The sequence below is a fragment of the Plantactinospora sonchi genome (genome assembly GCF_036422035.1).
Classification (GTDB): Bacteria; Actinomycetota; Actinomycetes; order Mycobacteriales; family Micromonosporaceae; genus Plantactinospora; species Plantactinospora sonchi.
Genome location: NZ_JAZGQK010000016.1, coordinates 1 through 22,418, shown reverse-complemented (window position 1 = coordinate 22,418; position 22,418 = coordinate 1). Strand labels below are relative to the sequence as shown.

Below are 22,418 nucleotides of genomic sequence, written 5' to 3'. Positions count from 1 at the left end.
CGGCCCCGTGGTGTAACTGGCGACTCGAGCAAGCGTACGTCCCGACGACGTGTCCTTGGGCACCTCGGTACGCGGCCCGCGTACACAAGTGACAAGATGACCGAGGTGGGCGCTCACCGGTACGCACGGACAGACCGGCGAAAGTCCACGCCCCTCCGGCCCGAGGACCTCGGCCGGAGGCGGCGGTATGTCCGGTTGCCCGGCATCCCCCTCGTAGCAGCGACGCGACCTGGGAGTTAACTGTGACCGAGCCGAACGGCGGAACCTTCGATGTCGTCATCCTCGGGGGTGGCAGCGGCGGGTACGCTGCCGCGCTGCGCGCCGCGCAACTGGACCTGTCGGTCGCGCTGATCGAGAAGGGCAAGCTCGGCGGGACCTGCCTGCACAACGGCTGCATCCCCACGAAGGCGCTGCTGCACGCGGCGGAGATCGCCGACCAGACCCGGGAGTCCGAGCAGTTCGGCGTCAAGGCCGAACTCGTCGGCATCGACATGTCCGGGGTCAACAGCTACAAGGACGGCGTGATCTCCCGGCTCTACAAGGGCCTGCAGGGTCTGCTCAAGAACCCGAAGATCACCACCGTCGAGGGCACCGGCAAGCTGGTCTCCCAGGACACCGTCGAGGTCAACGGCCAGCGCTACACCGGCCGCAACGTCATCCTGGCCACCGGCTCGTACGCGCGTACGCTGCCCGGGCTGGAGATCGACGGCGAGCGGGTGATCAGCAGCGACCACGCGCTCACCCTGGACCGGGTGCCGACGTCGGCGATCGTGCTCGGCGGCGGCGTCATCGGCGTCGAGTTCGCCAGCGTCTGGAAGTCGTTCGGTGTCGACGTGACGATCATCGAGGCGCTGCCCCGGCTGGTGGCCGCCGAGGACGAGGAGTCGTCCAAGGCGCTGGAGCGGGCGTTCCGCAAGCGCGGCATCAAGTTCAAGACCGGCAAGCGTTTTGAGAAGGTGGAGCACACCGACTCCGGGGTCAAGGTGAGCATCGAGGGCGGCGAGACCTTCGAGGCCGAGCTGCTGCTGGTCGCCGTCGGTCGCGGCCCGACCACCGCCAACCTCGGGTACGAGGAGCAGGGCGTCAAGATCGACCGCGGTTTTGTGCTGACCAACGAGCGGCTGCACACCGGGGTGGGGAACATCTACGCCGTCGGTGACATCGTGCCCGGCCTGCAGCTCGCCCACCGCGGCTTCCAGCAGGGCATCTTCGTGGTGGAGGAGATCGCCGGCCGCAACCCGGCCGTGATCGACGAGAACGGCATCCCCCGGGTCACCTACTCCGACCCGGAGCTGGCCTCCGTCGGGCTCACCGAGGCCCGGGCCAAGGAGCAGTACGGCGCGGACAAGATCAAGACGTACAACTACAACCTCGGTGGCAACGGCAAGAGCCAGATCCTCAAGACCGCCGGATTTGTCAAACTGGTTCGGGTCGAGGACGGTCCGGTCGTCGGCGTGCACATGGTCGGTGCCCGGGTCGGCGAGCTGGTCGGCGAGGCGCAGCTGATCTTCAACTGGGAGGCGTACCCGGCCGAGGTGGCGCAGCTCATCCACGCCCACCCCACCCAGAGCGAGGCGCTCGGCGAGGCTCACCTGGCCCTGGCCGGCAAGCCGCTGCACGCACACGCCTGACCACAGTTTTCCCGCGGCGCCCGGCGGCAACCGGGCCAGGATCGACAGGCCACGAAGGAGTCTTGAAAGATGCCGGTATCGGTCACCATGCCCCGGCTCGGCGAGAGCGTCACCGAGGGCACCGTCACCCGCTGGTTGAAGCAGGAGGGTGAGCGGGTCGAGGTCGACGAGCCCCTGCTTGAGGTTTCCACCGACAAGGTCGACACCGAGATCCCCTCGCCGGCCGCCGGGGTGCTGGCCCGGATCGTGGTGGGCGAGGACGAGACCGCCGAGGTCGGTAGCGAACTCGCGGTGATCGACGGGGACGGTGAGTCGGCCGGGCAGGCCGAGCAGGCCGCCCCGGCGCAGGCCGAGGCCGCCGCGCCGGAGGCCGCCGAGGAGCCCGAGCCGGCGGCACAGCCCGAGCCGGAGCAGCCGGCCGAGCCGGAGACCGTCGAGGCGCAGACCGCGCCGGCCGGCGGCGAGGGCACGGTCGTGAAGATGCCGGCGCTCGGCGAGAGCGTCACCGAGGGCACGGTCACCCGCTGGCTGAAGGAGGTCGGCGACACCGTCGAGGTCGACGAGCCGCTGGTCGAGGTCTCCACCGACAAGGTCGACACCGAGATTCCCTCCCCGGTCGCCGGGACGCTGCTGGAGATCCGGGTTCCGCAGGACGAGACCGCTCCGGTCGGTGGCGATCTGGCGGTGATCGGTGCCGCCGGTGGCAAGCCGGCCGAGCAGCCGAAGCCCGCCCCGGCGCCGGAGCAGCCGAAGCCCGCCGCCGAGCAACCGAAGCCCGCCGCGGAGCAGCCGAAGCCGGCCGCCGCCCAGCCGGCCCCGGCCGGTGCGTCGTACCAGAGCCCGGCGCCGGAGACGGAGCGCGCCGCGGAGCCGGCCCGCGCCGAGCAGGCGGCTCAGCCGGCCGCCAAGCCGACCCCGGCCGCGGCTGCCCCGGCCGGCGGCGAGAACGGTGCCGGGTACGTCACCCCACTGGTCCGCAAGCTCGCCGCCGAGCAGGGTGTCGAGCTCGGCACGCTGACCGGCACCGGTGTCGGTGGCCGGATCCGCAAGCAGGACGTGCTCGAGGCGGCGGAACGGGCCCGGGCGGCCAAGGCCGCCAAGCCCGCGGCACCGGCCGCACCGGCCGAGGCGGCCCCGAAGGCGGAGCCGAGCCCGCTGCGCGGCAGCACCCAGAAGCTGCCCCGGATCCGCGCGGTCATCGCCAAGCGGATGCAGGAGTCGCTGCACGAGATGGCACAGCTCACCACCGTCGTCGAGGTCGACGTCACGAAGGTGGCCAAGCTGCGGGCCCGGGCCAAGGACGGCTTCCTGCAGCGGCACGGCGTGAAGCTGTCGTTCCTGCCGTTCTTCGCGCTGGCCGCGGTCGAGGCGCTGCAGACGTACCCGGTGGTCAACGCCCGGATGGACCTGGACGGCGGGACGATCACCTACCCGGACGCGGAGCACCTGGGCGTCGCGGTCGACACCGAGCGGGGCCTGATGGTGCCGGTCATCCACAACGCCGGCGACCTGAACCTGGCCGGCCTGGCCCGGCGGATCGCCGACCTGGCCGACCGGACCCGGACCAACAAGATCAGCCCGGACGAGATCGCCGGGGCCACCTTCACGCTGACCAACACCGGCAGCCGGGGGGCGCTCTTCGACACCCCGATCGTGCCGTCGCCGCAGTCGGCGATGCTCGGCACCGGCGCGGTGGTGAAGCGTCCGGTCGTGGTCACCGACCCCCAGCTCGGTGAGGTGATCGTGCCCCGCTCGATGGTCTACCTCGCGCTCTCCTACGACCACCGGCTGATCGACGGCGCGGACGCCGCCCGGTTCCTGTCGGCGGTCAAGGAGCGGCTCGAGGCGGGCCAGTTCGAGGCGGAACTCGGTCTCTCCTGATCTGACAATCCCGCGAGGGGCGTCCGGCCGTCGGCCGGGCGCCCCTCGGCGTTTCCCCGGCCCACGCGCGACCGGGGTCGCGCGCCGTACGGAAGCGGGTGGGGCCGGGCGTCCCGCTGCGGCGCGGTCGGGCGTGCTCCGGACGCGGGGGCGCCGGCCCAGTCCCCCTCGACCCACCCGGGCCGCGCCCGTCGACGACAACCGGGGGTACGGGCCCGGCCTACGGCGGGTCGGGCCCGGGTGGGCGAAAATACCAGCATGCGTATCGCTGTCGCCGGCTCGTCCGGCTTCCTCGGCACCCGGTTGACCGATCGGCTCCGGACAGAGGGCCACGAGATCGTCCGGCTGGTCCGGCGCCCGGTCCGTGCCCCGGACGAGATCCGATGGGACCCGGCCGCCGGGCAGCTGGACCCGGCGACACTCTCCGACGTCGACGCCGTGATCAACCTCGCCGGTACGAACATCAGCGACCGACGGTGGAACGGCGAGTTCAAGGACCTGCTGCGGGCCAGTCGGGTGGACACCACCGCGACGCTGGCCCGGTCGATCGCCGCGCTGCCGGCAGACCAACGACCGCGGGTGCTCCTGAACGGCTCGGCGATCGGCTGGTACGGCGACACCGGTGACCGGCCGGTCGAGGAGGACGCGCCGGCCGGGGACGGCTTCATGGCGGACCTGTGCCGGGTCTGGGAGGCGGCGACCGCCCCCGCCGAGCAGGCCGGGATCCGGGTGGTACGACTGCGCATCGGCCTGCCGCTGGACCGGACCGGAGGTTTCCTCAAGCCGCAGTTGCTGCCGTACCGGCTCGGTATCGCCGGGAAGTTCGGTGACGGCCGGCAGTGGATCCCCTGGATCTCGATGGCCGACTGCCTGTCCGCGCTGAGTTTCCTGCTGGCCAACGACGAGATCGCCGGGCCGGTCAACGTCGTCGGTCCGGCACCGGCGACCAACGCCGAGTTCACCCGGGCGCTGGGGCGGGAGTTGCACCGGCCGACCGTCATGCCGGTCCCCGGGATCGCGCTGCGGATCCTGCTCGGCGAGATGTCGATCGAGGCGATGCGCAGTCTGCGGGTGCTGCCCGGGGTGCTGGGCCGGGCCGGCTTCCACTACGAGCATCCCGATCTGGTGAGCGCGCTGCGCGCCGCCCTGGACTGATCGGGAGCGGCCGGGCGCCGGGTCGCGGAACCCCCACGGAGAGCGGTCCGCGACCCGGCGCCGTGCCGTCGGACGGTCGCTCAGCAGCCGATCACCCAGTTGCCGGGGGCGGTCTGCCGGAGTTCGGTGGTGAGGAAGATGTTGTACAGGCCCATCAGCTGGCCGGAGCCCGCCGCGTAGGCGTAGCCGAGGGACTGGTACGCCCGGCCGGCCTGGACGTGTGCGTAGTTGCTCGCGGTGACACAGACCGGGTCCTCGCCCGGGTCACCCGGATCACCGGGGTCGCCGGGGTCACCCGGGTCACCTGGGGTGCCGCCGGAGTCGAGGCCGAAGAAGAGCGCGTCGCGGTACGCCGAGCAGATGGTGTCCAGGAAGTACGCCGCCGTACTGCCGCACTGGTCGGCGCCGGAGCCCGGGTCGACCGGCGTACCGTGGCCCATCCCGGCAACCCGGTACACCCGTACCTGGTCGGCGCCGTACGTCTGCAGGGTGGTGCCGCCGGGCAGGCTGGTGGTGCCGGTCGGGGTCGCTGAGACACCGAGCACATTGGTCCACTGGTCCCGGGACTCGTCCGCGTTCGCCGTCGCCACCGTGTAGTCGGCGGTGCCGTGCCAGATCGCGACCCTCGGCCGGGCCCCGGTGTAGCCCGGGTAGGCGTTGCGGACCAGGTCCCCCCACTGGGCGGGGGTACGGTTCACGCCCGGGTTCATGCAGCTGAACGCGTTGACCATGGTGGTGGCGCAGCGGTACGGGATGCCGGCCACGACGGAACCGCCGGCGAAGGTGTCCGGATAGGTGGCCAGCATCGCGGCGGCCATCGCACCGCCGCCGGAGAGTCCGCTGACGTAGACCCGGTCGGCGGCGACACCGAAGTTTCCTCGGGCGTGGTCGACCATCTGCCGGATCGACAGTGCCTCGCCCTGACCCCGGCTGGTGTCACCGGTCTCGAACCAGTTGAAGCAGGACGTGGAGTTGTTCGCCGTCTTCTGCTCCGGCACGATCAGCGCGAATCCCCACTGGTCGGCGTACTTGCGCCAGCCGGAGTTGCTGAAGTAGCCGTTGGCGTTCTGCGCGCAGCCGTGCAGCAGTACGACGGCCGGGGCGCCACTGCCCAGGCCGTCGGGGCGGTAGGCGTACATGGTGAGGTTTCCGGGGTTGGAGCCGAAGCCGGTGACCTGGGTGAGGGTGGCGGCGTGTGCGGGCGCGGCGACGGTGAGCACGGTCGCGGCGGCCAGGACGGGGACGAGGGCAGCCCGCGCGAGGCGGGCCAGGAGGGCGGGGTTGCGGCGCATGGTCGGTGCCTCCGGACGGGGTGTGGGCTTGGCTGGCCGGTCGGCCGGCAGCCCGGGCGGGCACTCCAAAGTTGCCGAGACGCTACGACCGAACGACGAACCGGCGACATGGCGCGGAGTCACACATTTGCCGGTATCGAGGTGATGTCGGGCACCATGGACCCGGCGGGCCGGCCGGCCCGCCCCCCAGGCCGCACGGGCCAGGGTGCACAGGCCGGGCCGGGACGAAGCGCACGGAGCGGGACGAGAGCGCACCAGGCCGGGTCGGGCCGAGGCGCACCAGGTCGGGGCGGGCCGCACCAGGCCGGGCCGAGGCGGGGGCGCACCGGCTGCCCCGAAAGGGCGGTATTCCGTTCGTTGGCCCACCGGCGACCGGCGGGTGTCACGAGGATGGGTTCATGTTTCGTCCCGGACGGAAGCCAGACCGGAACCGCGGCCGTGAGGACCGGATCCCCGGCCACCTTGCACGAGCAGGCGGTCGTGATGCTGCCCGCAACCGCAGTTGTGCTGTTCGGAGCCGCGGTGGTGGCCGCCGGGCGCTGGTCGCCGGCGTCGGTGGGCGTGTCCGGGGCCGTTGGGCCAGCCGCCGGACTGCCGGCGGTGTCCTGGTCGGAGTGTTGCTCGGTGCGCTGCTGACGGCGATCGTGGTCACCGATTCGGCGACCGCGTCGGGCGACCGGCCGTACGCGCGACCCGGTCCGCTGCCCATCGCCGCGCCCGCCTCGCAGGATCCCGGCACGGTGACCTTCGAGGTGCTGCCGCGTCCGACCGCACCGCCGACCGCGCCACCGACCCCCGGGCCCACTCCGACCGGCCACCTGCCGGTCACCGAGGGCGCTCCGCCGCCGGGGTGGCTGCCCCTGCTCGGTCTCGCGCTGCTGCTGACCGGCACGGTGGCCCTACTCGTCGCCCGGCGCCGGCCACGCCGGGACTGAGGCGCCGACCAGGCCGGGGTGGAGGGCCAGGGCGGGCCGGACGGGCCCCTTCCGGCGGCCGGAAGAGGCCCGTCGCCGCTCAGCAGTCGCGCAGTTCCGGCGACTGGTTGCGCAGCTGGGCCAGCGGGGAGACGAACCGCCGGTACGTCTCCCCGCCCACCGCGGCGGGCCTGAACGCGGCCACCCGGTGGCAGTTCTGGAACGCGAGCCGGACACCGAAGTGCCGTTCCAGGCCACCCCGGATGGCGTCGCTGGCCAGCGCCCTGAGCAGCTGTCCACGCTCGGCCTCGCTCGGCGGCGGCACCGCGTGGTCGGCGTAGTCGGCCGTGGTGGTGTGCACCCGGGCGGCCACGTCGGAGACCACCGTCCAGGCGTACGGGAGGGACTGCCGGACGCAGTCGACGAACTCGTCGTCGTCGACCTGACCGGCTTCGGCCCGCTCCAGCAGAGCGGTGGGTACGTCGAGGGACATGTTGACTCCTTCTGTGTGTGGGTGTGCGGGTCCGGTCCGGCCGTACCGGCGACGATCGGGACGGGCCGGTGCGGCCGTGCCCGGACCGACGCCGGTACGGGTCAGTGGACCGGGAGTTGCGGCCCGGGGACGTACTCCGGGTCGACCTGGCCGGCGAGGTCCTCGCCGACCCGTTCGTTGGCCCAGGCGACGGCGTTGCGCAGGTGGAACTCGACGGCGTGCCGGTGGTACGTCGTCCAGTCCCTGACCTGGGCGTCGACGGTCGCCCGGAGCAGTTCCAGTGCCGCCCGGTTGGCCGGCTCCAGGGTGTCCAGCGGCTCCGGGGCGCCCCGTTCCGCGCCCTTCACGTGACGCGACCGGGTCAGCCAGGTGAGCAGGTCGGCCCCGACGTGCTGGCGCAGGAAGTCGACGTCGTCGTCGTCCTCGACCTTGTTGCCGACGACGTGCACCCGGATGCCGAAGGAGCGGGCGTGGCCGACGTACTGCCGGTAGACGGCGACGCTGCGCACTGTCGGCTCGCAGACCAGGAAGGTGGCGTCGAACCGGGTGAAGAGCCCGGAGGCGAAGGAGTCGGCGCCGGCTGTCATGTCCACCACGACGTACTCGCCCGGGCCGTCGACGAGGTGGTTGAGCAGCAGTTCCACCGCGCCGACCTTGGCGTGGTAACAGGCGACACCGAGGTCCTCCGTGCCGAACGGGCCGGTCACCGCGAGTCGTACCCCGCCGACGTCACGGACCAGGCGGTCGTAGATCGGGTTGACGCCGTCGACGGTGAGCAGCCGCGAACCACGCCCGGGCGGGGTGGTCTTGACCATCGCCGCTGCCGAGGTGATCCGGGGGTTGTCGCCGCGCAGGTACTCCTTGATCTCGGCCAGATGGTCACCGAGCGCGGGCAGCCGGGCGGCCTCGGGTTCGGTCGCGCCGAGTGCGACCGCGAGGTGCTGGTTGATGTCCGCGTCGATGGCGAGCAGTGGCGGCCGCCCGGTCGCACCGACCGGACCGCCCGGATCTCGCGCGCCGGTCGCGGCGGGCGGGTCGGCCACCGCGAGGTGCCGGGTGAAGAGCGCCGCGAGGGTGGTCTTGCCGCTACCACCCTTGCCGACGAAGGAAACTTTCACGTTCGGCGTCCTTTCGTCCACCATGCGTCATTAATACAATTGGAAATCATTTCCATTGGTGCCGTCAAGCGGACCGGCTTCCTCGGCGTGTCGGCTCCAGGTTGGTAACCTCCGGCCCGTGCCGCTCTCCCCGCCCGCGCTCGCCGGGCCGACCCCGCAGCCCTCACCCGCCGCCGCTTCCGACCGACCGGGACGGCGCCGGGCGGACCTGATCGCCGTGGTGATCGCGGTCGCCGGAGCACTCTGGGTGACGAGTGGCCTCTGGCTCGACCCGAACGGACGGGCGATCACCGTCAACGCCAGCGACCAGGCACTCTTCGAGTGGCTGCTGGCGTACGGCGGCCACGCGCTCAGCCACGGCCAGAACCCGTTCTTCACCGACCTGATGAACGTGCCGGACGGGGTCAACCTCGCGGTCAACACCTCGATCACCGTGTACGCGGTGGTCTTCGCCCCGCTGACCTGGCTGGTCGGGCCGCCGGCGACCTTCCTGGTGATCCTCACCCTCAACCTCGCCGGCAGCGTCCTCGCCTGGTACTGGCTGCTCTCCCGACACCTGGTCCGGAGCACCCCGGCCGCCCTGCTCGGCGGGGTGTTCATCGGCTTCGCGCCCGGTATCGTCGCGCACGCCAACGCCCACCTGAACTGGAGTGCCGGCTGGATCGCCCCGGTGCTGGTCTGGGGAGTGCTCCGGCTGCGCCGCCCCGGCCACTGGCTGCCGGGCGGCATCCTGCTCGGGGTGCTGGTGGCGGTCGCCTTCTCCATCGCCGCCGAGGGACTCTTCTTCACCGCTCTCGCCTGCGGCGTCTTCCTCGGCACCTGGACGGCACACCGGTCCCGCCGGGCCGAGGCCCGCGCCGCGCTGCCGGACTTCCTGCGCGGCCTCGGGGTCACCGCCGTGGTGGCGTTCGCGCTGCTGGCGTACCCGTTGTGGCTGCACTTCATGGGGCCGCAGGGATTCCACGGCACCGGCTTCGACCCGGTCATCCACGCCGAGGACATCGCCGCTTACGGCGCATACCCGCAGCGGACGCTGGCCGGGGAGGCCGGCCTCGGCACGTCGCTGGCACCGAACCCGACCGAGGAGAACTCCTTCCTCGGGCTTCCGCTGCTGATCCTGACGGTGGTCTGCTTCACCGTGCTGTGGCGGCGCGCCGATCCGGCCCGCCGGGCCACCCTGCGGGCGCTCGGGGTGACCGCACTCGTCTTCACCGTGCTCTCCTGGGGCCCTCGGGTGAAGATCTTCGAGGTACGCACCGACGTGCCGCTGCCGTACGCGCTGCTCGGGCACCTGCCGGTGTTCAACGCCGCGCTGCCGTCCCGGCTCGCCCTGGTGGTGGCCCCGCTGGTCGGGCTGCTGCTGGCGCACACCGTCGACGCGCTACGGACCCGGCCACTGTCCCGGCGGGCCCGGTACGGCTGGTTCGCCGGCTTCGCGGTGGCGCTGCTGCCGCTCGTCCCGATCCCCCTGCTGACCGTGCAGCGGGAGCCGCTGCCCGAGTTCATCACCTCCGGCACCTGGCGGCAGTACGTCTCCCCCGGCGGCGTGCTCACCCCGGTACCGCTCACCATCGACCTGACCCCGGACGGACAGCGTTGGCAGGCGTACGCGTTGGCGCACCGGCAGGGCGAGTTCGCCATCCCGTCCGGGTTCTTCCTCGGGCCGGGCGGTCCGGACGGCCGCGGCCGGATCGGGCCGGTGCCGCGCCCCACCGACGCACTGCTCGCCGAGGTGGCCAAGACCGGGAACGTGCCGACCATCACCGACGCCGACCGGGCCGCCGCCCGGGCCGACCTGCGGTACTGGCGGGCCGAGGTGGTGGTGCTCGACCCGCAGATGCACGGCACGAAGTTCCGGCTGCACCCGGAGGCGGTCCTCGACGCCACCACCCAACTGCTCGGCCCACCCGAAAAGGTCTCCGACGTCTGGCTCTGGCGGGTGCCGACCACCTGACACTCCTGGCGCACGGCACGGCTGACGGGGCCACCGCGCAGGGCTGACGGAGGCACCGCGCACGGCTGACAGGCCACCGCGCACGGCTGACGGGGACGCGCACCCGACGGAGGCCACCGCGCACGGCTGACGGGGACACACCCCCTGCACCGGACGCGCGCCGCCGGTGACCCCGGCCACGTACCGGCCCGACCGGTCAGTAGCGAACTAAGCTGGGCTGGTGAGCAGCACAATTGCCGAGCTGACCAGCATCCGCCTCGGGACGGTCGACTATCTGGCCGCCTGGGACGAGCAGCGCCGGGTGCACGAGGCGGTCGTCAACGGTGAACGACCGGACACCGTCCTCCTGCTCGAACACCCGAACGTCTACACCGCGGGCAAGCGCACCGAGCCGTGGGACCGGCCGATGGACGGCACCCCGGTGATCGACGTCGACCGCGGCGGCAAGATCACCTGGCACGGTCCCGGGCAACTGGTCGGCTATCCGATCATCAAGCTCCCCGGCGCGGACACCGGGCTGCCCGTGGACGTCGTCGCGTTCGTCCGGCGTACCGAGCAGATGATGGTCGACGTCTGCCACGAGCTGGGACTGACCACCGCGCAGCGGATCGACATCAAGGGCCGCAGCGGTGTCTGGGTGCCGGCCGACGAGCGTGGCCCGGACCGCAAGGTCGCCGCCCTGGGCCTGCGGGTCTCCCGGGGCGTGACCCAGCACGGTTTCTCGATCAACTGCGACTGTGACCTCTCCGCCTACGACCGGATCGTGCCGTGCGGCATCCGGGACGCCGGCACCACCTCGCTCAGCGCCGAACTGGGCCGCCAGGTGACCGTCGCCGAGGTACTGCCCGTCGTCGAGCGACACCTACCGACCCTGCTCGCCTGACCTGTCAGGAAGGGCCCCCTCCTATCGTTTCTTGGATAGGAGGGGGCCCTTCCTTTCACGGGGTGAGGCGGTGCAGGTCGCGGGGGAAGGCGGCGACCTCGCGGACGTTGCCGGCGCCGACCAGCCGGGCCACCATCCGTTCCAGGCCTATCGCGAAACCGCCGTGCGGCGGCATGCCGTGCCGGAAGGTGTCCAGGTAGGAGGCGTACGGCGTCGGGTCCTCCCGGCGGGCGGCGAGCGCGGCCAGATAGTCGGCGTGCCGGTGCAGCCGCTGGCCGCCGGTGACCAGTTCGACACCCCGGAAGAGCAGGTCAAAACCGTTCGAGTACGCCTCGCGCGGCCCGCCGCCCGGCGCGTCCGTGGTCGCCGGGTGGGTGTAGAAGGGGCGCTTGGCCATCGGGTAGCCGGTGACGAAGAGGAAGTCGGAGCCGTGTTCGGCCTGCGCCCACTCCCCCAGCGCCCGCTCGTGCGCCGGCGCGAGGTCCGGTTCGTCGGCCGGTGCCCCGGCGATCGCCAGCGCCTCGGCGAAGTGCACCGCCGGGATCTCGGCCGGCACCTTCGGCACCGTGACCCCGAGGGTCGCGAGCGCGCCCGCGGCCCGGTCCGGCAGGCCGTCGAGCATGCCGGCCAGTACCTCGCGCAGCATCCGCATCACGTCCCGGTGGTCGGCCACGAAGCCGAACTCGACGTCGAGCGAGGTGTACTGGGCCAGGTGCCGGGTGGTGTCGTGCGGCTCGGCCCGGAACACCGGCCCGACCTCGTAGACCCGTTCCAGCACCCCGACCAGCATCTGCTTGTAGAACTGGGGTGACTGGGCCAGGTAGCCGGGCCGGCCGAAGTAGTCGATGGCGAAGACGTTCGCCCCGCTCTCCGTGGCCGAGGCCACGATCTTGGGGGTGTGCACCTCGACGAAGCCGTGCCCCTCCAGGGTGGACCGGAAGCCGGCCACCAGGGCGGCGGAGATTCGCAGCGCGGCGGAGCGGGTGGGATGGCGCAACGCCACCGCCGCGTGGTCGAGCTGGGTGGGCAGGGACGCGGTCAGCTCCGGGCGGTAGACGTCGAACGGCGGCGGTACGGCGGGCACGCCGAGCGGGCGTACCGTCGGCGCGACCAGCTCGACCCCGGCCGGCGCGGCGGGGTTGCCGACCACCTCGCCGGTGACCTCGACCACCGACTCCTCGGTCAGTTCGGCCAGCCGGGCCCGCAGGTCGGCGTCGGCGACCACCACCTGGGCCAGCCCGGCGGCGTCCCGCACGATCAGGAACGTCACGGATTTCAGTTGCCGGCGGCGGTGCACCCAGCCGGCGATGGTCACGGTCGCACCGACCCGCTCGGGCAGGGTCGTGGAGAGGACACGTGGCACGGGGACTCCTCGAATCTTCGCGACGTCCCACGAACGGCCCTCCGTGCGCGGTACGTCGACCGGACCCCGGGGGGTGTGGGCGAGCGGGAACTCGCGGTGCCACCACACCTTCGCCGTCGGACCGACGGCCTCGTTCACGGCCCGTGACGTGGGCCGTACGGCGGATTCTACTGGACGCCGTGGCGTCGTTCTTCCCGCAGCTCAGGAGGGTCTTCCCAGCCCCGGCCGGAGATCACCTCACAGCGACTGGTGACTCTCTCGACTCCGGTGTACGAGGTGGTACTCGGCTCCGTCATCGCTCTGTGCAGGAGGGTAGCCCAGCCTGTCGGAGCACCGGCAACCGATTTCCGGTGACCGCGTGAGTGGCATCACCCGGTTCGGTACGTGAGTCCGGTCGCCTCTGGTCGATCGGCCGACCCGGTACGCGTACGCTCGGATTCGTGACCATCGAGTACTCCGCGCCTCCCGCCGCCACCGCTGCCGGTCGGGGAAGCGTCGCCACCGCACCGGAGAACCGCGCCAGCTCGCCCGTCGCGCCCGAGGGGCGTCGACTGCTCCGGGTGGAGGCGCGCAACGCCGCCACGCCGATCGAGCGCAAGCCGTCGTGGATCAAGGTCAAGGCGAAGATGGGCCCGGAGTACACCGATCTGCGGGGCCTGGTCTCCCGGGAGGGGCTGCACACGGTCTGTCAGGAGGCCGGCTGCCCGAACATCTACGAGTGCTGGGAAGACCGCGAGGCGACCTTCCTGATCGGCGGCGACCAGTGCACCCGCCGGTGCGACTTCTGCCAGATCGACACCGGCAAGCCGGCCGACTTCGACGCGGACGAGCCGCGCCGGGTCGCCGAGTCGGTGGCCACGATGGGGCTGCGCTACGCCACGATCACCGGTGTCGCCCGCGACGACCTGCCTGACGGGGGCGCCTGGCTGTACGCCGAGACGGTCCGGCAGATCCACGCCCTGACCCGGCGTGACGGCGACGCCCCGACCGACGGCGGTGCGCTGGAGCAGTTGCCGAGCTGCGGGGTGGAGCTGCTGATCCCCGACTTCAACGGCAACCCGGCTCAGCTGGCCGAGGTCTTCGGGTCCCGCCCGGAGGTGCTCGCGCACAACGTCGAGACGGTGCCCCGGATCTTCAAGCGGATCCGGCCCGGCTTCCGCTACGAGCGTTCGCTGGACGTGCTGACCCAGGCCCGCAACGCCGGCCTGGTGACCAAGTCGAACCTGATCCTCGGGCTCGGCGAGGAACGTGCCGAGGTCTCGCAGGCCCTGCGCGACCTGCACGCCGCCGGCTGCGAACTCGTCACCATCACCCAGTACCTGCGCCCGACGCCCCGACACCACCCGGTCGAGCGCTGGGTCCGGCCGGAGGAGTTCGTCGAGCTGCGCGAGGAGGCCGAGCAGATCGGCTTCGCCGGGGTGATGAGCGGGCCGCTGGTCCGGTCGTCGTACCGGGCGGGGCGGCTCTACCAGCAGGCCGTCGAGGCCCGCGCGGTGCCGGCCCCGACCGCCGGGTAACCACCCGCCGACCCGGGCCCGCACACTCCACCCGGCGGGCCCGGCCTCACACACTTCATCCGGCGGATCGTTCCGCCGCGCCGACCGGTCACCACCTCGCCGCGCGACTCGTCGCCGGCCAGCCGCTCACCCAGCGCGACGCGTGATTCACCCGGCGTGTCGGATACGCCGGGCCAGCCAGCTCCGCACCCGGTGTGCCGGGCTCGGCGACGCGCCCGGTCCTACGCCTTCGACCGTGCTAGATTCCGGCCGTCTTCTGCCGGATACTTGTCGGCAACACGTCGAAGGTGATGAATAGAAGCATGACGGCGCCCCACACCATAATCATCGGAGCCGGCCCGGCGGGCCTGACCGCAGCGTACGAGCTGACCAAGCGCAACGCCACGGTCGAGGTGGTCGAGGCCGACGAGGTGGTAGGCGGGATCAGCCGCACGGTCGAGCGTGACGGTTGGCGCTTCGACATCGGCGGCCATCGCTTCTTCACGAAGGTGCCACAGGTCGAGGCGCTGTGGCACGAGATCCTGGCCGACGAGGACTTCCTGCTCCGGCCCCGGATGAGCCGGATCTACTACCGGGGCAAGCTCTACGACTATCCGCTGAAGGCGAGCAACGCGCTACGCAACCTGGGGCTGCTCGAGGCGGTCCGCTGCGTCGGTTCGTACCTCTGGGCCAAGGTCTCCCCGCCGAGGGACCAGTCCCACCTCGCCGGCTGGGTCACCGCCCGGTTCGGCCGACGGCTCTTCAACCACTTCTTCAAGACGTACAACGAGAAGCTCTGGGGGGTTCCCGCGACGGAACTCTCCGCCGACTGGGCCGCACAGCGGATCAAGAACCTCTCGCTCTCCAGCGCGGTGCTGAACGCCCTGCTGCCCAAGCGCAACCAGAAGGACATCACCAGCCTGATCGAGGAGTTCAACTACCCGAAGTACGGCCCCGGGATGATGTGGGAGCACTGCGCCGCACACGTGGAGAAGCGCGGCGGCACAGTCAGCCTGAACACCCGGGTCGGCACCGTGCACCGGACGGCGGGCCGGGCGGTCGCTGTCACCGTCGTCGGGCCGGACGGCGAACGGCGGGTCGAGGCCGACCACATCATCTCCTCGATGCCGATCTCACACCTGGTGCTGGCGATGGACCCGCCCGCCCCTGCACCGGTGGTCGCCGCCGCCGAGGGCCTCTACTACCGGGACTTCCTGACCGTCGCACTGGTGGTCCCCGAGGAGTTCAGCTTCCCGGACAACTGGATCTACATCCACGCGCCGGAGGTCAAGGTCGGCCGGATCCAGAACTTCGGCTCCTGGTCGCCGTACCTGGTGAAGAACGGTCGTACCTGTCTGGGGCTGGAGTACTTCCTCAGCATCGGCGACGAACTGTGGAACAGCCCGGACGACAAACTGGTCGCCCTCGGCACCGCCGAACTCGAACGACTCGGCCTGGTCCGGCCCGGCTCGGTCGAGACCGGGTACGTGGTCCGGATGCCCCGGGCCTACCCGTTCTACGACTTCGCCTACCGGGACAACGTCGCCACCATCCGGGACTGGCTGGCGGCCGAGGTGCCGAACGTGCACCCGGTCGGCCGCAACGGCATGCACCGCTACAACAACGCCGACCATTCCATGATGACCGCGCTGCTGTCGGTGTCGAACATCCTCGACGGCACCACGCACGACGTGTGGGAGGTCAACGTCGAGGAGGAGTACCACGAGGAGAAGACCCCCGGTGACCACGGCACCGGCCGGGCCGCTCCGGTACTGCCCCGCGCCTCCGGGCCGGCCGGCGCGACCTCCGTCTCACCCGCCGGTGAGCGACTGTCCTGACTGGTCCTCCAGCAGCCCGAGGCGGTGCGCGACCGCCGCCGCCTCGATCCGGTTCGCGACGTCCAGTTTGGCGATGATCCGCGAGACGTGCACACTCGCGGTCTTCGGGGAGATGTAGAGCAGCTGGGCGATCCGGCTGTTGCTGTGGCCCTCCGCGACCAGCCGCAGCACCTCCCGCTCGCGCGCGGTGAGCAGTTCCGGGCCGGGCACCGTCCCGGCTCCGGCCCGCAGCCCCAGCCGCCGGCCCAGCGTCGCCACCTGCTCCGCCAGCGGTACGGCGGCCAGCTCCGCCGCGATCCGGGCCGCCTCCTCCAGTGCGCCGGCGGCCTGGCCCCGGTCCCCCGCCCCGGCCGCCTCCTCGGCCAGCCCGACCAACGCCCGGGCCAACGGGTACGGCTGCCCGTCCGCCCGCCAGGCCGCCACCGCCTCCTGCCAACGGGTCAACGCGGTGCCCGCCCCGGCCGCCCCGCCCCGGGCGGCGGCCTCGGCGAAGCCGGCGACAGTGGCGGTCACCTCGGCGGCGCAGGCCAGCTCGGCGGGATAGCGGGCGGTGAGCCGGTGCGCCGCCGCGGGTATCCGCTCCCGGAGTTCCGGGTCGTCGGTGGCCCGGGCGACCCGGACGGCGGCAGCCAGGGCCGGCCAGCCGTACCGGGGATAGCTGTCGAGCGGACGGTCGAGCAGCACGTGCGCGGCGGCCACCGCCGACGGCAGGTCACCGGAGCGCAGTGCCGCCTCGACCCGCAGCTCGTACAGCGGCAACTCCAGGGCGAAGTACGGCCGACGCAGGAACGCCAGCGCCCGGTCGACCAGTTCCTCGGCGTCCGCCTGCCCCCGGGCCAGGTGCAGCCAGGCCCGCAGCTGCAGCCAGTGGTGACCGGTGATGCCGGGCAGGTCGAGTCGGGCGGCCTCGCCGCAGAGGTCGTCGGCCTCGTCCCAGCGGCCCAGCGCGATCAGCGCCTCGGCCTGGTTGGAGAGCAGGAACGCCCCGGTCGAGCGGCTGATCCCCACCCGCCGCGCCTCGACGAAACCGGTCGCCGCCGCCTCCGCCGCCTCGGCGTACCGGCCGATCTCGCAGAGCCCGTCGGAGAGGGCCACCAGGGCGGTGACCAGTGTCTGCGAGTCGCCCGTCGCCCGGGCGAGCTGTTCGGCCCGACGCAGGTCGGCCAGCGACTCCTCGGCGGAGACCCGCAGGCTGCAGGCCCAACCGGTGGCGAGGATGGCGGCGGTCACCGCGTCGTCCCGCCCCGAGGCCCTGGCCGCCGCCATCGCCTCCTCGGCGATCCGGGCCGCCTCGTTCCGGTCCACCTTGGCCACCTGGAAGGCGATGTCGGCGAGCAGCCGGGCCTGGCCCGGATCGTCGGACACCTCCGCCGCCAGGACGTACGCCTGCCGCAGGTCGTCGACGCCGTCCGCCTTGCCGAGGGTGCGCAACAGCCGACCCCGGAGCAGCAGTACCCGGGCGGCCCGCATCGGTTCCGCCGTCTGGTCCAGTTCGGCGAGGGTGGCCCGGGTCAGGGTCAGCGCCCGGCTGTAGTCACCGGCGGTCGAGGTCGCCGCCAGAGTCGCCTCCAGCACGGTGACGTGGTCCATACCCAACCGTCGGGCGGCGTCCGGGACCTGCTCCCAGAGTTCGAGCACCCGCTCGAGCAGCCGCCCCTGCTCCGCGTACGCGTACCGGGAGCCGGCTGCCTCGGCGGCGGCCCAGGTGGCGGTCAACGCCCGGGGGAAGTCGTGTGCCGCGTACCAGTGGTGGGCCAGCTCGGCCGGGGCCCGACCGTCGGCGACCAGCTGCGGCTGCGCCTCGATGGCGGCCGCGTACCGGGCGTGCAGCCGGGCGTGCTCACCGGGCAGCAGGTCCTCGTGCACGGCCTCCCGGACGAGTGCGTGCCGGAACTCGTAGCCGCCGTCCGGGTCGGCGACGACAAGCTGCGCGGCGACCGCGGCCCGCAGCGCCGCCTCCAGTTCCACCTCGGGCACTCCGGCGACCTCGGCGAGCAGCGTGTGGGCGATCCGGGTGCCGCCGGCACCGGCGATCCGCAGCACCCGCTGGGCCGGCTCGGGCAGCCGGTCCACCCGGGCGAGCAACAGGTCGCGCAGGGTGTCCGGCAGGTCGGCGCAGCCGTGCGGGTCGCCGGCGGCGGCGAGTTCCTCGATGAAGAATGGGTTGCCCTGGGTCCGGTCGTGGATGGTGTCGACGGCCCGGACGGTGGGTTCGGCACCGAGCAGGTCGGCCAGGATCTGGCCGGTACCCTCCCGGTCCAGCCGGTTCAGTTCGAACCGTTCGACGCCCCGGGCCCGGTCGAGTTCGGCGAGGAACGGCCGCAGCGGGTGCCCCCGGTGCAGCTCGTCGGAGCGGTAGGTGCAGATCAGCAGCACCTGGGCCGGTCGCACCACCCGGGACAGGAAGGCGATCAGGTCCCGCGTGGACCGGTCGGCCCAGTGCAGGTCCTCGATCACCAGGACCAGCGGCCGCTCGGCGGCGAGCCGGGTGAAGAGCCCGGCGACCAACTCGAACAGGTAGCCCCGGTGCGAGTCCAGCGCCAGGCCCGGGCCGGCCTGGCCCGGCCGGTCACCGTCGACCGGCCCGGTCGTGGCCAGTCGCCCCAGCTCCGGAAGGAGTCGGGCGAACTCCCGCTCGTAGCCGTCGAACGCGGCCGGCCCGTCGTCACGCAGCACCTGCCGCAGCGCGGCGGCGAACGGCGCGAAGGGCAGCCCCTCCTCGCCGAGTTCCAGGCACTGGCCGAGCAGGAGACTGCTCCCCTCGGCGACCGCGTGCCGGCCGAACTCCTCGATCAGCCGGGTCTTGCCGACCCCGGCCTCCCCGCCGACCAGCACGGCCGCCGGCTCGTCGGCCCGGACCCGCTTGAGGGCGTCCCGCAGCAGGGCGAGTTCGGGCTGACGGCCGACGAGGACGGTGCTGGCGGCGCGGAGGGTCACGAGGTCGAGCATGCCACGGCGTTGCGACGCCGCCCCGCCCGGAAGCCGACCCGGTCCGGCCATCGCGGACGACGCACGGACCGGGCCAACCGGTCGGCGGCGACATCGGCCCGCAGGTCCCTGGCGTGGTCGTGGTGCAGGGTGAGGAGGAAGTGGGGGTCGGTGCTGAACATCGTGGTCTCCGTTCCGGTGGTTGCCGCTTCCTGATGACTTCGACTCTCCGGTGGAAGGTGGGGTCGGCACATTGGCGTACCGCCCCATCTCGGAGCGCCGGGCCGCCTTAGTCCGGCGTCTGCGGCGGCGTCGTCGGCCGTAAGGTCCTTACGGCGCCCTGGTGGGGCCGGTCCGGCCGGCCGACCCGAGCGGACCCGGCGGCCGGGGGCCAGCCGCCGTGGACCGGGCCACTAGACTCCTTCGCATGGCAAAGGCGCAGGAGAAGGTGTCGTTCGGCCAGCGGCTGAAGCAGATCGGGATGGTGTTCTCGTTCACCGCCAAACGCGACAAGTGGTTCGTGCCGCTCGCCGCCGTCGCGGTGCTCGTCCCGATCGCGCTCACCGTGGTCGCGGTACTGCAGTGGGGTTGGCTGTGGTTGCCGATCGGCATCCTGCTCGCCCTGCTCGCCCTGCTGATCGTGCTGAACCTGCGCTCCAACTCGGCGATGATGAACGCCGCCGAGGGGCAGCCGGGCGCGGCGGCGTCGATCCTGGAGAACATGCGCGGCGGCTGGCGGGTGACGCCCGCCATCAGCTCGACCACCCAGATGGACATGGTGCACCTGGTCATCGGACGTCCCGGCGTGATCCTGCTGGCCGAGGGGAACCCGCAGCGCACCCGCACCATGCTGGGCCAGGAGAAGCGCCGGCTGGCCAAGGTGATCGGGAACGCCCCGCTCTTCGACTACGTCGTCGGCCAGGGCGAGAACGAGCTGTCGATCCGCAAGATGCGGATGACGCTGATGCGGTTGCCCCGCAACCTCAGCCCGAAGGACGTGAACGCACTCGATCGGCGCCTCAAGGCGCTCTCCGCCGCCCGGCCGCAGCTGCCGAAGGGTGCGATCCCCAAGAACATGCGTCCGCCGAAGGGTGCCTTCCGGCAGATGCGGGGCCGGTAGCCGGATCCGGGGCCGCCGGATCCGGGCCTACCGGGACCCGGCGGTCAGGTTCTGCCGCACCGGCGCGTCCGGAACAGGCGGCGAGCAGGTGCCGTTCGGTCGCCCCCACCGCGAGGTGGGGGCTCCGGTGACCGTGGTCTTTCCCGTACGACGTGGGCCGTCGCCCGGTGCAACCGGGTTCAGCGCGCCGGCCTCGCCGTGGGTACCGCCACCACGACCGAACCCACCAGCCGGTCGTGCAGGCCACGACGGCGCTCGTCCATCAGCAGCGGCGGCACCACCAGACAGAGCAGGATCCCCCGGAGCAGGGCACGGGGCACACCGATCCGCCCGCCGTCGTCGTACGCGACACACCGCAGCCGGGACACCCACATCCCCGGGGTCTGCGCGAAGAGGCCGAGGAATACGGCGTACTCGAGGATCAGGACCAGGACCGGTGGCCAGCCGTCGGTGACCGGGTCGGCGAAGAACGAGGCGATCATCGCGCAGAGCGCCCAGTCGACGAGCAGCGCGCCGAACCGACGGGCCAGGCTCGGCGGGAGGAAGTTCCGGTCGGCCGCCGGGGCGACCGGGGCAGTTGGATCGTCGGTCATCGCCACGGGAAACCAGGGTATCCGCACCCGGTGGGGCGGCCGAGGGCAGTGCCACCGACCGCCGAAAGCGCCACAAGACGCGGTGAAGCTGACCAATCGTCCCTTATCAGGTAGCATTTCCCACAGAACCGGGCAGACACCAGGTATGATCACGCTCCGCAGATGACGTAACACGGCGGAAACAACAGAGACATGCTCGGGCAACCGCATGGCCATAGCGTCGCCAGCAGCCTAGCCACCAGTGGACGTGCCAGGAGGACGTGTGTTCGCCAATCCCGAGGAACTCCTGCGATACCTCAAGAATGAGGACGTGAAGTTCGTCGACGTACGTTTTTGTGACCTGCCCGGCGTGATGCAGCACTTCAACCTGCCGGTCGAGTCCTTCGACGAGTCGGTCTTCACCGATGGTCTGGCCTTCGACGGATCGTCGATCCGCGGGTTCCAGGCGATCCACGAGTCGGACATGCTGCTGCTGCCCGACGTCGCGACGGCCTTCGTCGACCCGTTCCGCGCCGAGAAGACGGTCGCGCTGAACTTCTTCATCCACGACCCGTTCACCCGCGAGGCCTACTCCCGGGACCCGCGCAACGTGGCGAAGAAGGCCGAGGCCTACCTGGCGGCCAGCGGCATCGCCGACACGGCGTACTTCGGCGCGGAGGCGGAGTTCTACATCTTCGACTCCATCCGGCACGAGACCTCGGCGCACCAGGCCTTCTACTACATCGACTCGATCGAGGGCGCCTGGAACACCGGCCGCGAGGAAGAGGGCGGCAACCGGGGCTACAAGACGGCGTACAAGGGTGGCTACTTCCCGGTGCCGCCGGTCGACCACTACGCCGACCTGCGTGACCGGATCGTCCGCAAGCTGATCGACACCGGCTTCACCGTGGAACGTTCGCACCACGAGGTGGGCACCGCCGGCCAGGCTGAGATCAACTACAAGTTCTCCACCCTGCTGCACGCCGGCGACCAGCTGCAGCTCTTCAAGTACATCGTCAAGAACACCGCCTGGTCGGCCGGCAAGACCGCGACCTTCATGCCGAAGCCGCTCTTCGGCGACAACGGCTCCGGTATGCACACCCACCAGAGCCTCTGGCTGAACGGCGAGCCGCTGTTCTACGACGAGACCGGCTACGCCGGCCTGTCCGACACCGCCCGCTGGTACATCGGCGGCCTGCTGCACCACGCCCCGTCGCTGCTGGCCTTCACCAACCCGACGGTCAACTCGTACCGCCGGCTGGTGCCGGGCTTCGAGGCGCCGGTCAACCTGGTCTACTCGCAGCGGAACCGGTCGGCCTGCACCCGTATCCCGGTGACCGGCAGCAACGCCAAGGCGAAGCGGGTCGAGTTCCGGGTGCCGGACCCGTCGGCCAACGTCTACCTCGCCTTCTCGGCGATGATGATGGCCGGCCTCGACGGCATCAAGAGCAAGATCGAGCCGCCGGAGCCGATCGACAAGGACCTCTACGACCTCCCGCCGGAGGAGTGGGGCTCGGTCAAGCAGGTCCCCGGCTCGCTGCCGGCGGTGCTCGACTCGCTGGAGGCCGACCACGACTTCCTGCTCGAGGGTGGCGTCTTCACCCCCGACCTGATCTCCACCTGGGTCGACTGGAAGCGCACCAACGAGGTGGACCCGGTCCGGCTGCGGCCGACCCCACACGAGTTCGCGATGTACTTCGACTGCTGACCCCGGTCACGACCACCGGCGAGGGCCGGTCCGCCACGGCGGGCCGGCCCTCGCCGTCTGTGCTGTCCACCA

Annotated in this window: 17 protein-coding genes; 10 read left to right on the top strand and 7 right to left on the bottom strand. The window is 71.9% G+C overall.

From position 1 onward, the window contains the following. The first annotated feature begins 242 nt into the window (after positions 1-242). The 3 genes from lpdA to V1633_RS18545 all read left to right on the top strand — a co-directional run bounded on the left by lpdA (position 243) and on the right by V1633_RS18545 (position 4,667). Complete coding sequence (gene lpdA, locus V1633_RS18555) at positions 243-1,631, top strand: dihydrolipoyl dehydrogenase (RefSeq protein ID WP_331215609.1); 1,389 nt, start codon at positions 243-245, stop codon at positions 1,629-1,631. Positions 1,632-1,700: 69 nt separating this feature from the next. Then, on the top strand, positions 1,701-3,512 hold the full coding sequence (sucB, locus tag V1633_RS18550; protein ID WP_331215608.1) for a 2-oxoglutarate dehydrogenase, E2 component, dihydrolipoamide succinyltransferase: 1,812 nt from the start codon (positions 1,701-1,703) through the stop codon (positions 3,510-3,512). A 258-nt stretch (positions 3,513-3,770) separates the two neighbouring features. Next, a complete protein-coding gene (locus tag V1633_RS18545) occupies positions 3,771-4,667 on the top strand; it encodes a TIGR01777 family oxidoreductase (RefSeq protein WP_331215607.1) in 897 nt (298 codons plus the stop codon). A gap of 80 nt (positions 4,668-4,747) precedes the next feature. On the opposite strand, the gene V1633_RS18540 is transcribed toward V1633_RS18545, so the two are convergent. Next, positions 4,748-5,959 carry an extracellular catalytic domain type 1 short-chain-length polyhydroxyalkanoate depolymerase gene (locus V1633_RS18540; RefSeq protein WP_331215606.1) on the bottom strand — a complete coding sequence of 404 codons (1,212 nt, stop codon included), beginning with the start codon at positions 5,957-5,959 and terminating at the stop codon, positions 4,748-4,750. A 614-nt stretch (positions 5,960-6,573) separates the two neighbouring features. Here V1633_RS18540 and V1633_RS18535 point away from each other — a divergent pair. Continuing rightward, positions 6,574-6,894, top strand: coding sequence for a hypothetical protein (locus tag V1633_RS18535; protein ID WP_331215605.1), 321 nt, complete (start codon positions 6,574-6,576; stop codon positions 6,892-6,894). Between the two features lie 79 nt (positions 6,895-6,973). Here the strand turns inward: V1633_RS18535 and V1633_RS18530 are convergent, their stop codons facing one another. Both V1633_RS18530 and V1633_RS18525 read right to left on the bottom strand, forming a co-directional pair. Further along, on the bottom strand, positions 6,974-7,366 hold the full coding sequence (locus V1633_RS18530) for an SCO5389 family protein (RefSeq protein WP_331215604.1): 393 nt from the start codon (positions 7,364-7,366) through the stop codon (positions 6,974-6,976). 101 nt (positions 7,367-7,467) lie between these two features. Continuing rightward, positions 7,468-8,484 carry an ATP-binding protein gene (locus V1633_RS18525; protein ID WP_331215603.1) on the bottom strand — a complete coding sequence of 339 codons (1,017 nt, stop codon included), beginning with the start codon at positions 8,482-8,484 and terminating at the stop codon, positions 7,468-7,470. Positions 8,485-8,602: 118 nt separating this feature from the next. On the opposite strand from V1633_RS18525, the gene V1633_RS18520 reads away from it, so the two are divergent. Both V1633_RS18520 and lipB read left to right on the top strand, forming a co-directional pair. Further along, on the top strand, positions 8,603-10,438 hold the full coding sequence (locus tag V1633_RS18520) for a DUF2079 domain-containing protein (RefSeq protein ID WP_331215602.1): 1,836 nt from the start codon (positions 8,603-8,605) through the stop codon (positions 10,436-10,438). Positions 10,439-10,658: 220 nt separating this feature from the next. Then, on the top strand, positions 10,659-11,321 hold the full coding sequence (gene lipB / locus V1633_RS18515) for a lipoyl(octanoyl) transferase LipB (protein ID WP_331215601.1): 663 nt from the start codon (positions 10,659-10,661) through the stop codon (positions 11,319-11,321). A 55-nt stretch (positions 11,322-11,376) separates the two neighbouring features. Here lipB and aspS read toward each other — a convergent pair whose 3' ends face one another. Beyond that, positions 11,377-12,684, bottom strand: a complete 1,308-nt coding sequence (aspS, locus tag V1633_RS18510) for an aspartate--tRNA(Asn) ligase (RefSeq protein ID WP_331215600.1) — start codon at positions 12,682-12,684, stop codon at positions 11,377-11,379. Between the two features lie 440 nt (positions 12,685-13,124). On the opposite strand from aspS, the gene lipA reads away from it, so the two are divergent. After that, entirely contained in the window at positions 13,125-14,201 is a 1,077-nt protein-coding gene (gene lipA, locus V1633_RS18505; protein ID WP_331215599.1) for a lipoyl synthase, read from the top strand. A gap of 302 nt (positions 14,202-14,503) precedes the next feature. Continuing rightward, entirely contained in the window at positions 14,504-16,018 is a 1,515-nt protein-coding gene (locus V1633_RS18500; protein ID WP_331215598.1) for an NAD(P)/FAD-dependent oxidoreductase, read from the top strand. On the opposite strand, the gene V1633_RS18495 is transcribed toward V1633_RS18500, so the two are convergent. Both V1633_RS18495 and V1633_RS18490 read right to left on the bottom strand, forming a co-directional pair. Then, positions 15,992-18,955 carry a helix-turn-helix transcriptional regulator gene (locus tag V1633_RS18495; protein WP_331215597.1) on the bottom strand — a complete coding sequence of 988 codons (2,964 nt, stop codon included), beginning with the start codon at positions 18,953-18,955 and terminating at the stop codon, positions 15,992-15,994. The genes V1633_RS18500 and V1633_RS18495 overlap by 27 nt on opposite strands. Then, the gene (locus V1633_RS18490; RefSeq protein WP_331215596.1) at positions 18,952-19,128 is read right to left on the bottom strand and encodes a hypothetical protein; all 177 of its coding nucleotides are present in this window, start codon (positions 19,126-19,128) and stop codon (positions 18,952-18,954) included. The genes V1633_RS18495 and V1633_RS18490 overlap by 4 nt, the downstream gene beginning before the upstream one ends. A 245-nt stretch (positions 19,129-19,373) precedes the next feature. On the opposite strand from V1633_RS18490, the gene V1633_RS18485 reads away from it, so the two are divergent. After that, positions 19,374-20,066 carry a DUF4191 domain-containing protein gene (locus V1633_RS18485; RefSeq protein ID WP_331215595.1) on the top strand — a complete coding sequence of 231 codons (693 nt, stop codon included), beginning with the start codon at positions 19,374-19,376 and terminating at the stop codon, positions 20,064-20,066. Between the two features lie 179 nt (positions 20,067-20,245). Here the strand turns inward: V1633_RS18485 and V1633_RS18480 are convergent, their stop codons facing one another. Beyond that, a complete protein-coding gene (locus V1633_RS18480; protein ID WP_331215902.1) occupies positions 20,246-20,659 on the bottom strand; it encodes an RDD family protein in 414 nt (137 codons plus the stop codon). Positions 20,660-20,921: 262 nt separating this feature from the next. Between V1633_RS18480 and glnA the strand changes: the two genes are divergently transcribed. Further along, the gene (glnA, locus tag V1633_RS18475; RefSeq protein WP_331215594.1) at positions 20,922-22,346 is read left to right on the top strand and encodes a type I glutamate--ammonia ligase; all 1,425 of its coding nucleotides are present in this window, start codon (positions 20,922-20,924) and stop codon (positions 22,344-22,346) included. The last annotated feature ends 72 nt before the right edge of the window (positions 22,347-22,418 follow it).

Bases quoted from the DNA above. Each gene is read 5' to 3' on its own strand.
- V1633_RS18480 (WP_331215902.1), bottom strand. From the start codon at position 20,659: ATGACCGACGATCCAACTGCCCCGGTCGCCCCGGCGGCCGACCGGAAC.
- sucB (WP_331215608.1), top strand. From the start codon at position 1,701: ATGCCGGTATCGGTCACCATGCCCCGGCTCGGCGAGAGCGTCACCGAG.
- V1633_RS18540 (WP_331215606.1), bottom strand. From the start codon at position 5,959: ATGCGCCGCAACCCCGCCCTCCTGGCCCGCCTCGCGCGGGCTGCCCTC.
- V1633_RS18490 (WP_331215596.1), bottom strand. From the start codon at position 19,128: ATGTTCAGCACCGACCCCCACTTCCTCCTCACCCTGCACCACGACCAC.
- V1633_RS18530 (WP_331215604.1), bottom strand. From the start codon at position 7,366: ATGTCCCTCGACGTACCCACCGCTCTGCTGGAGCGGGCCGAAGCCGGT.
- V1633_RS18545 (WP_331215607.1), top strand. From the start codon at position 3,771: ATGCGTATCGCTGTCGCCGGCTCGTCCGGCTTCCTCGGCACCCGGTTG.
- V1633_RS18500 (WP_331215598.1), top strand. From the start codon at position 14,504: ATGACGGCGCCCCACACCATAATCATCGGAGCCGGCCCGGCGGGCCTG.
- V1633_RS18485 (WP_331215595.1), top strand. From the start codon at position 19,374: ATGGCAAAGGCGCAGGAGAAGGTGTCGTTCGGCCAGCGGCTGAAGCAG.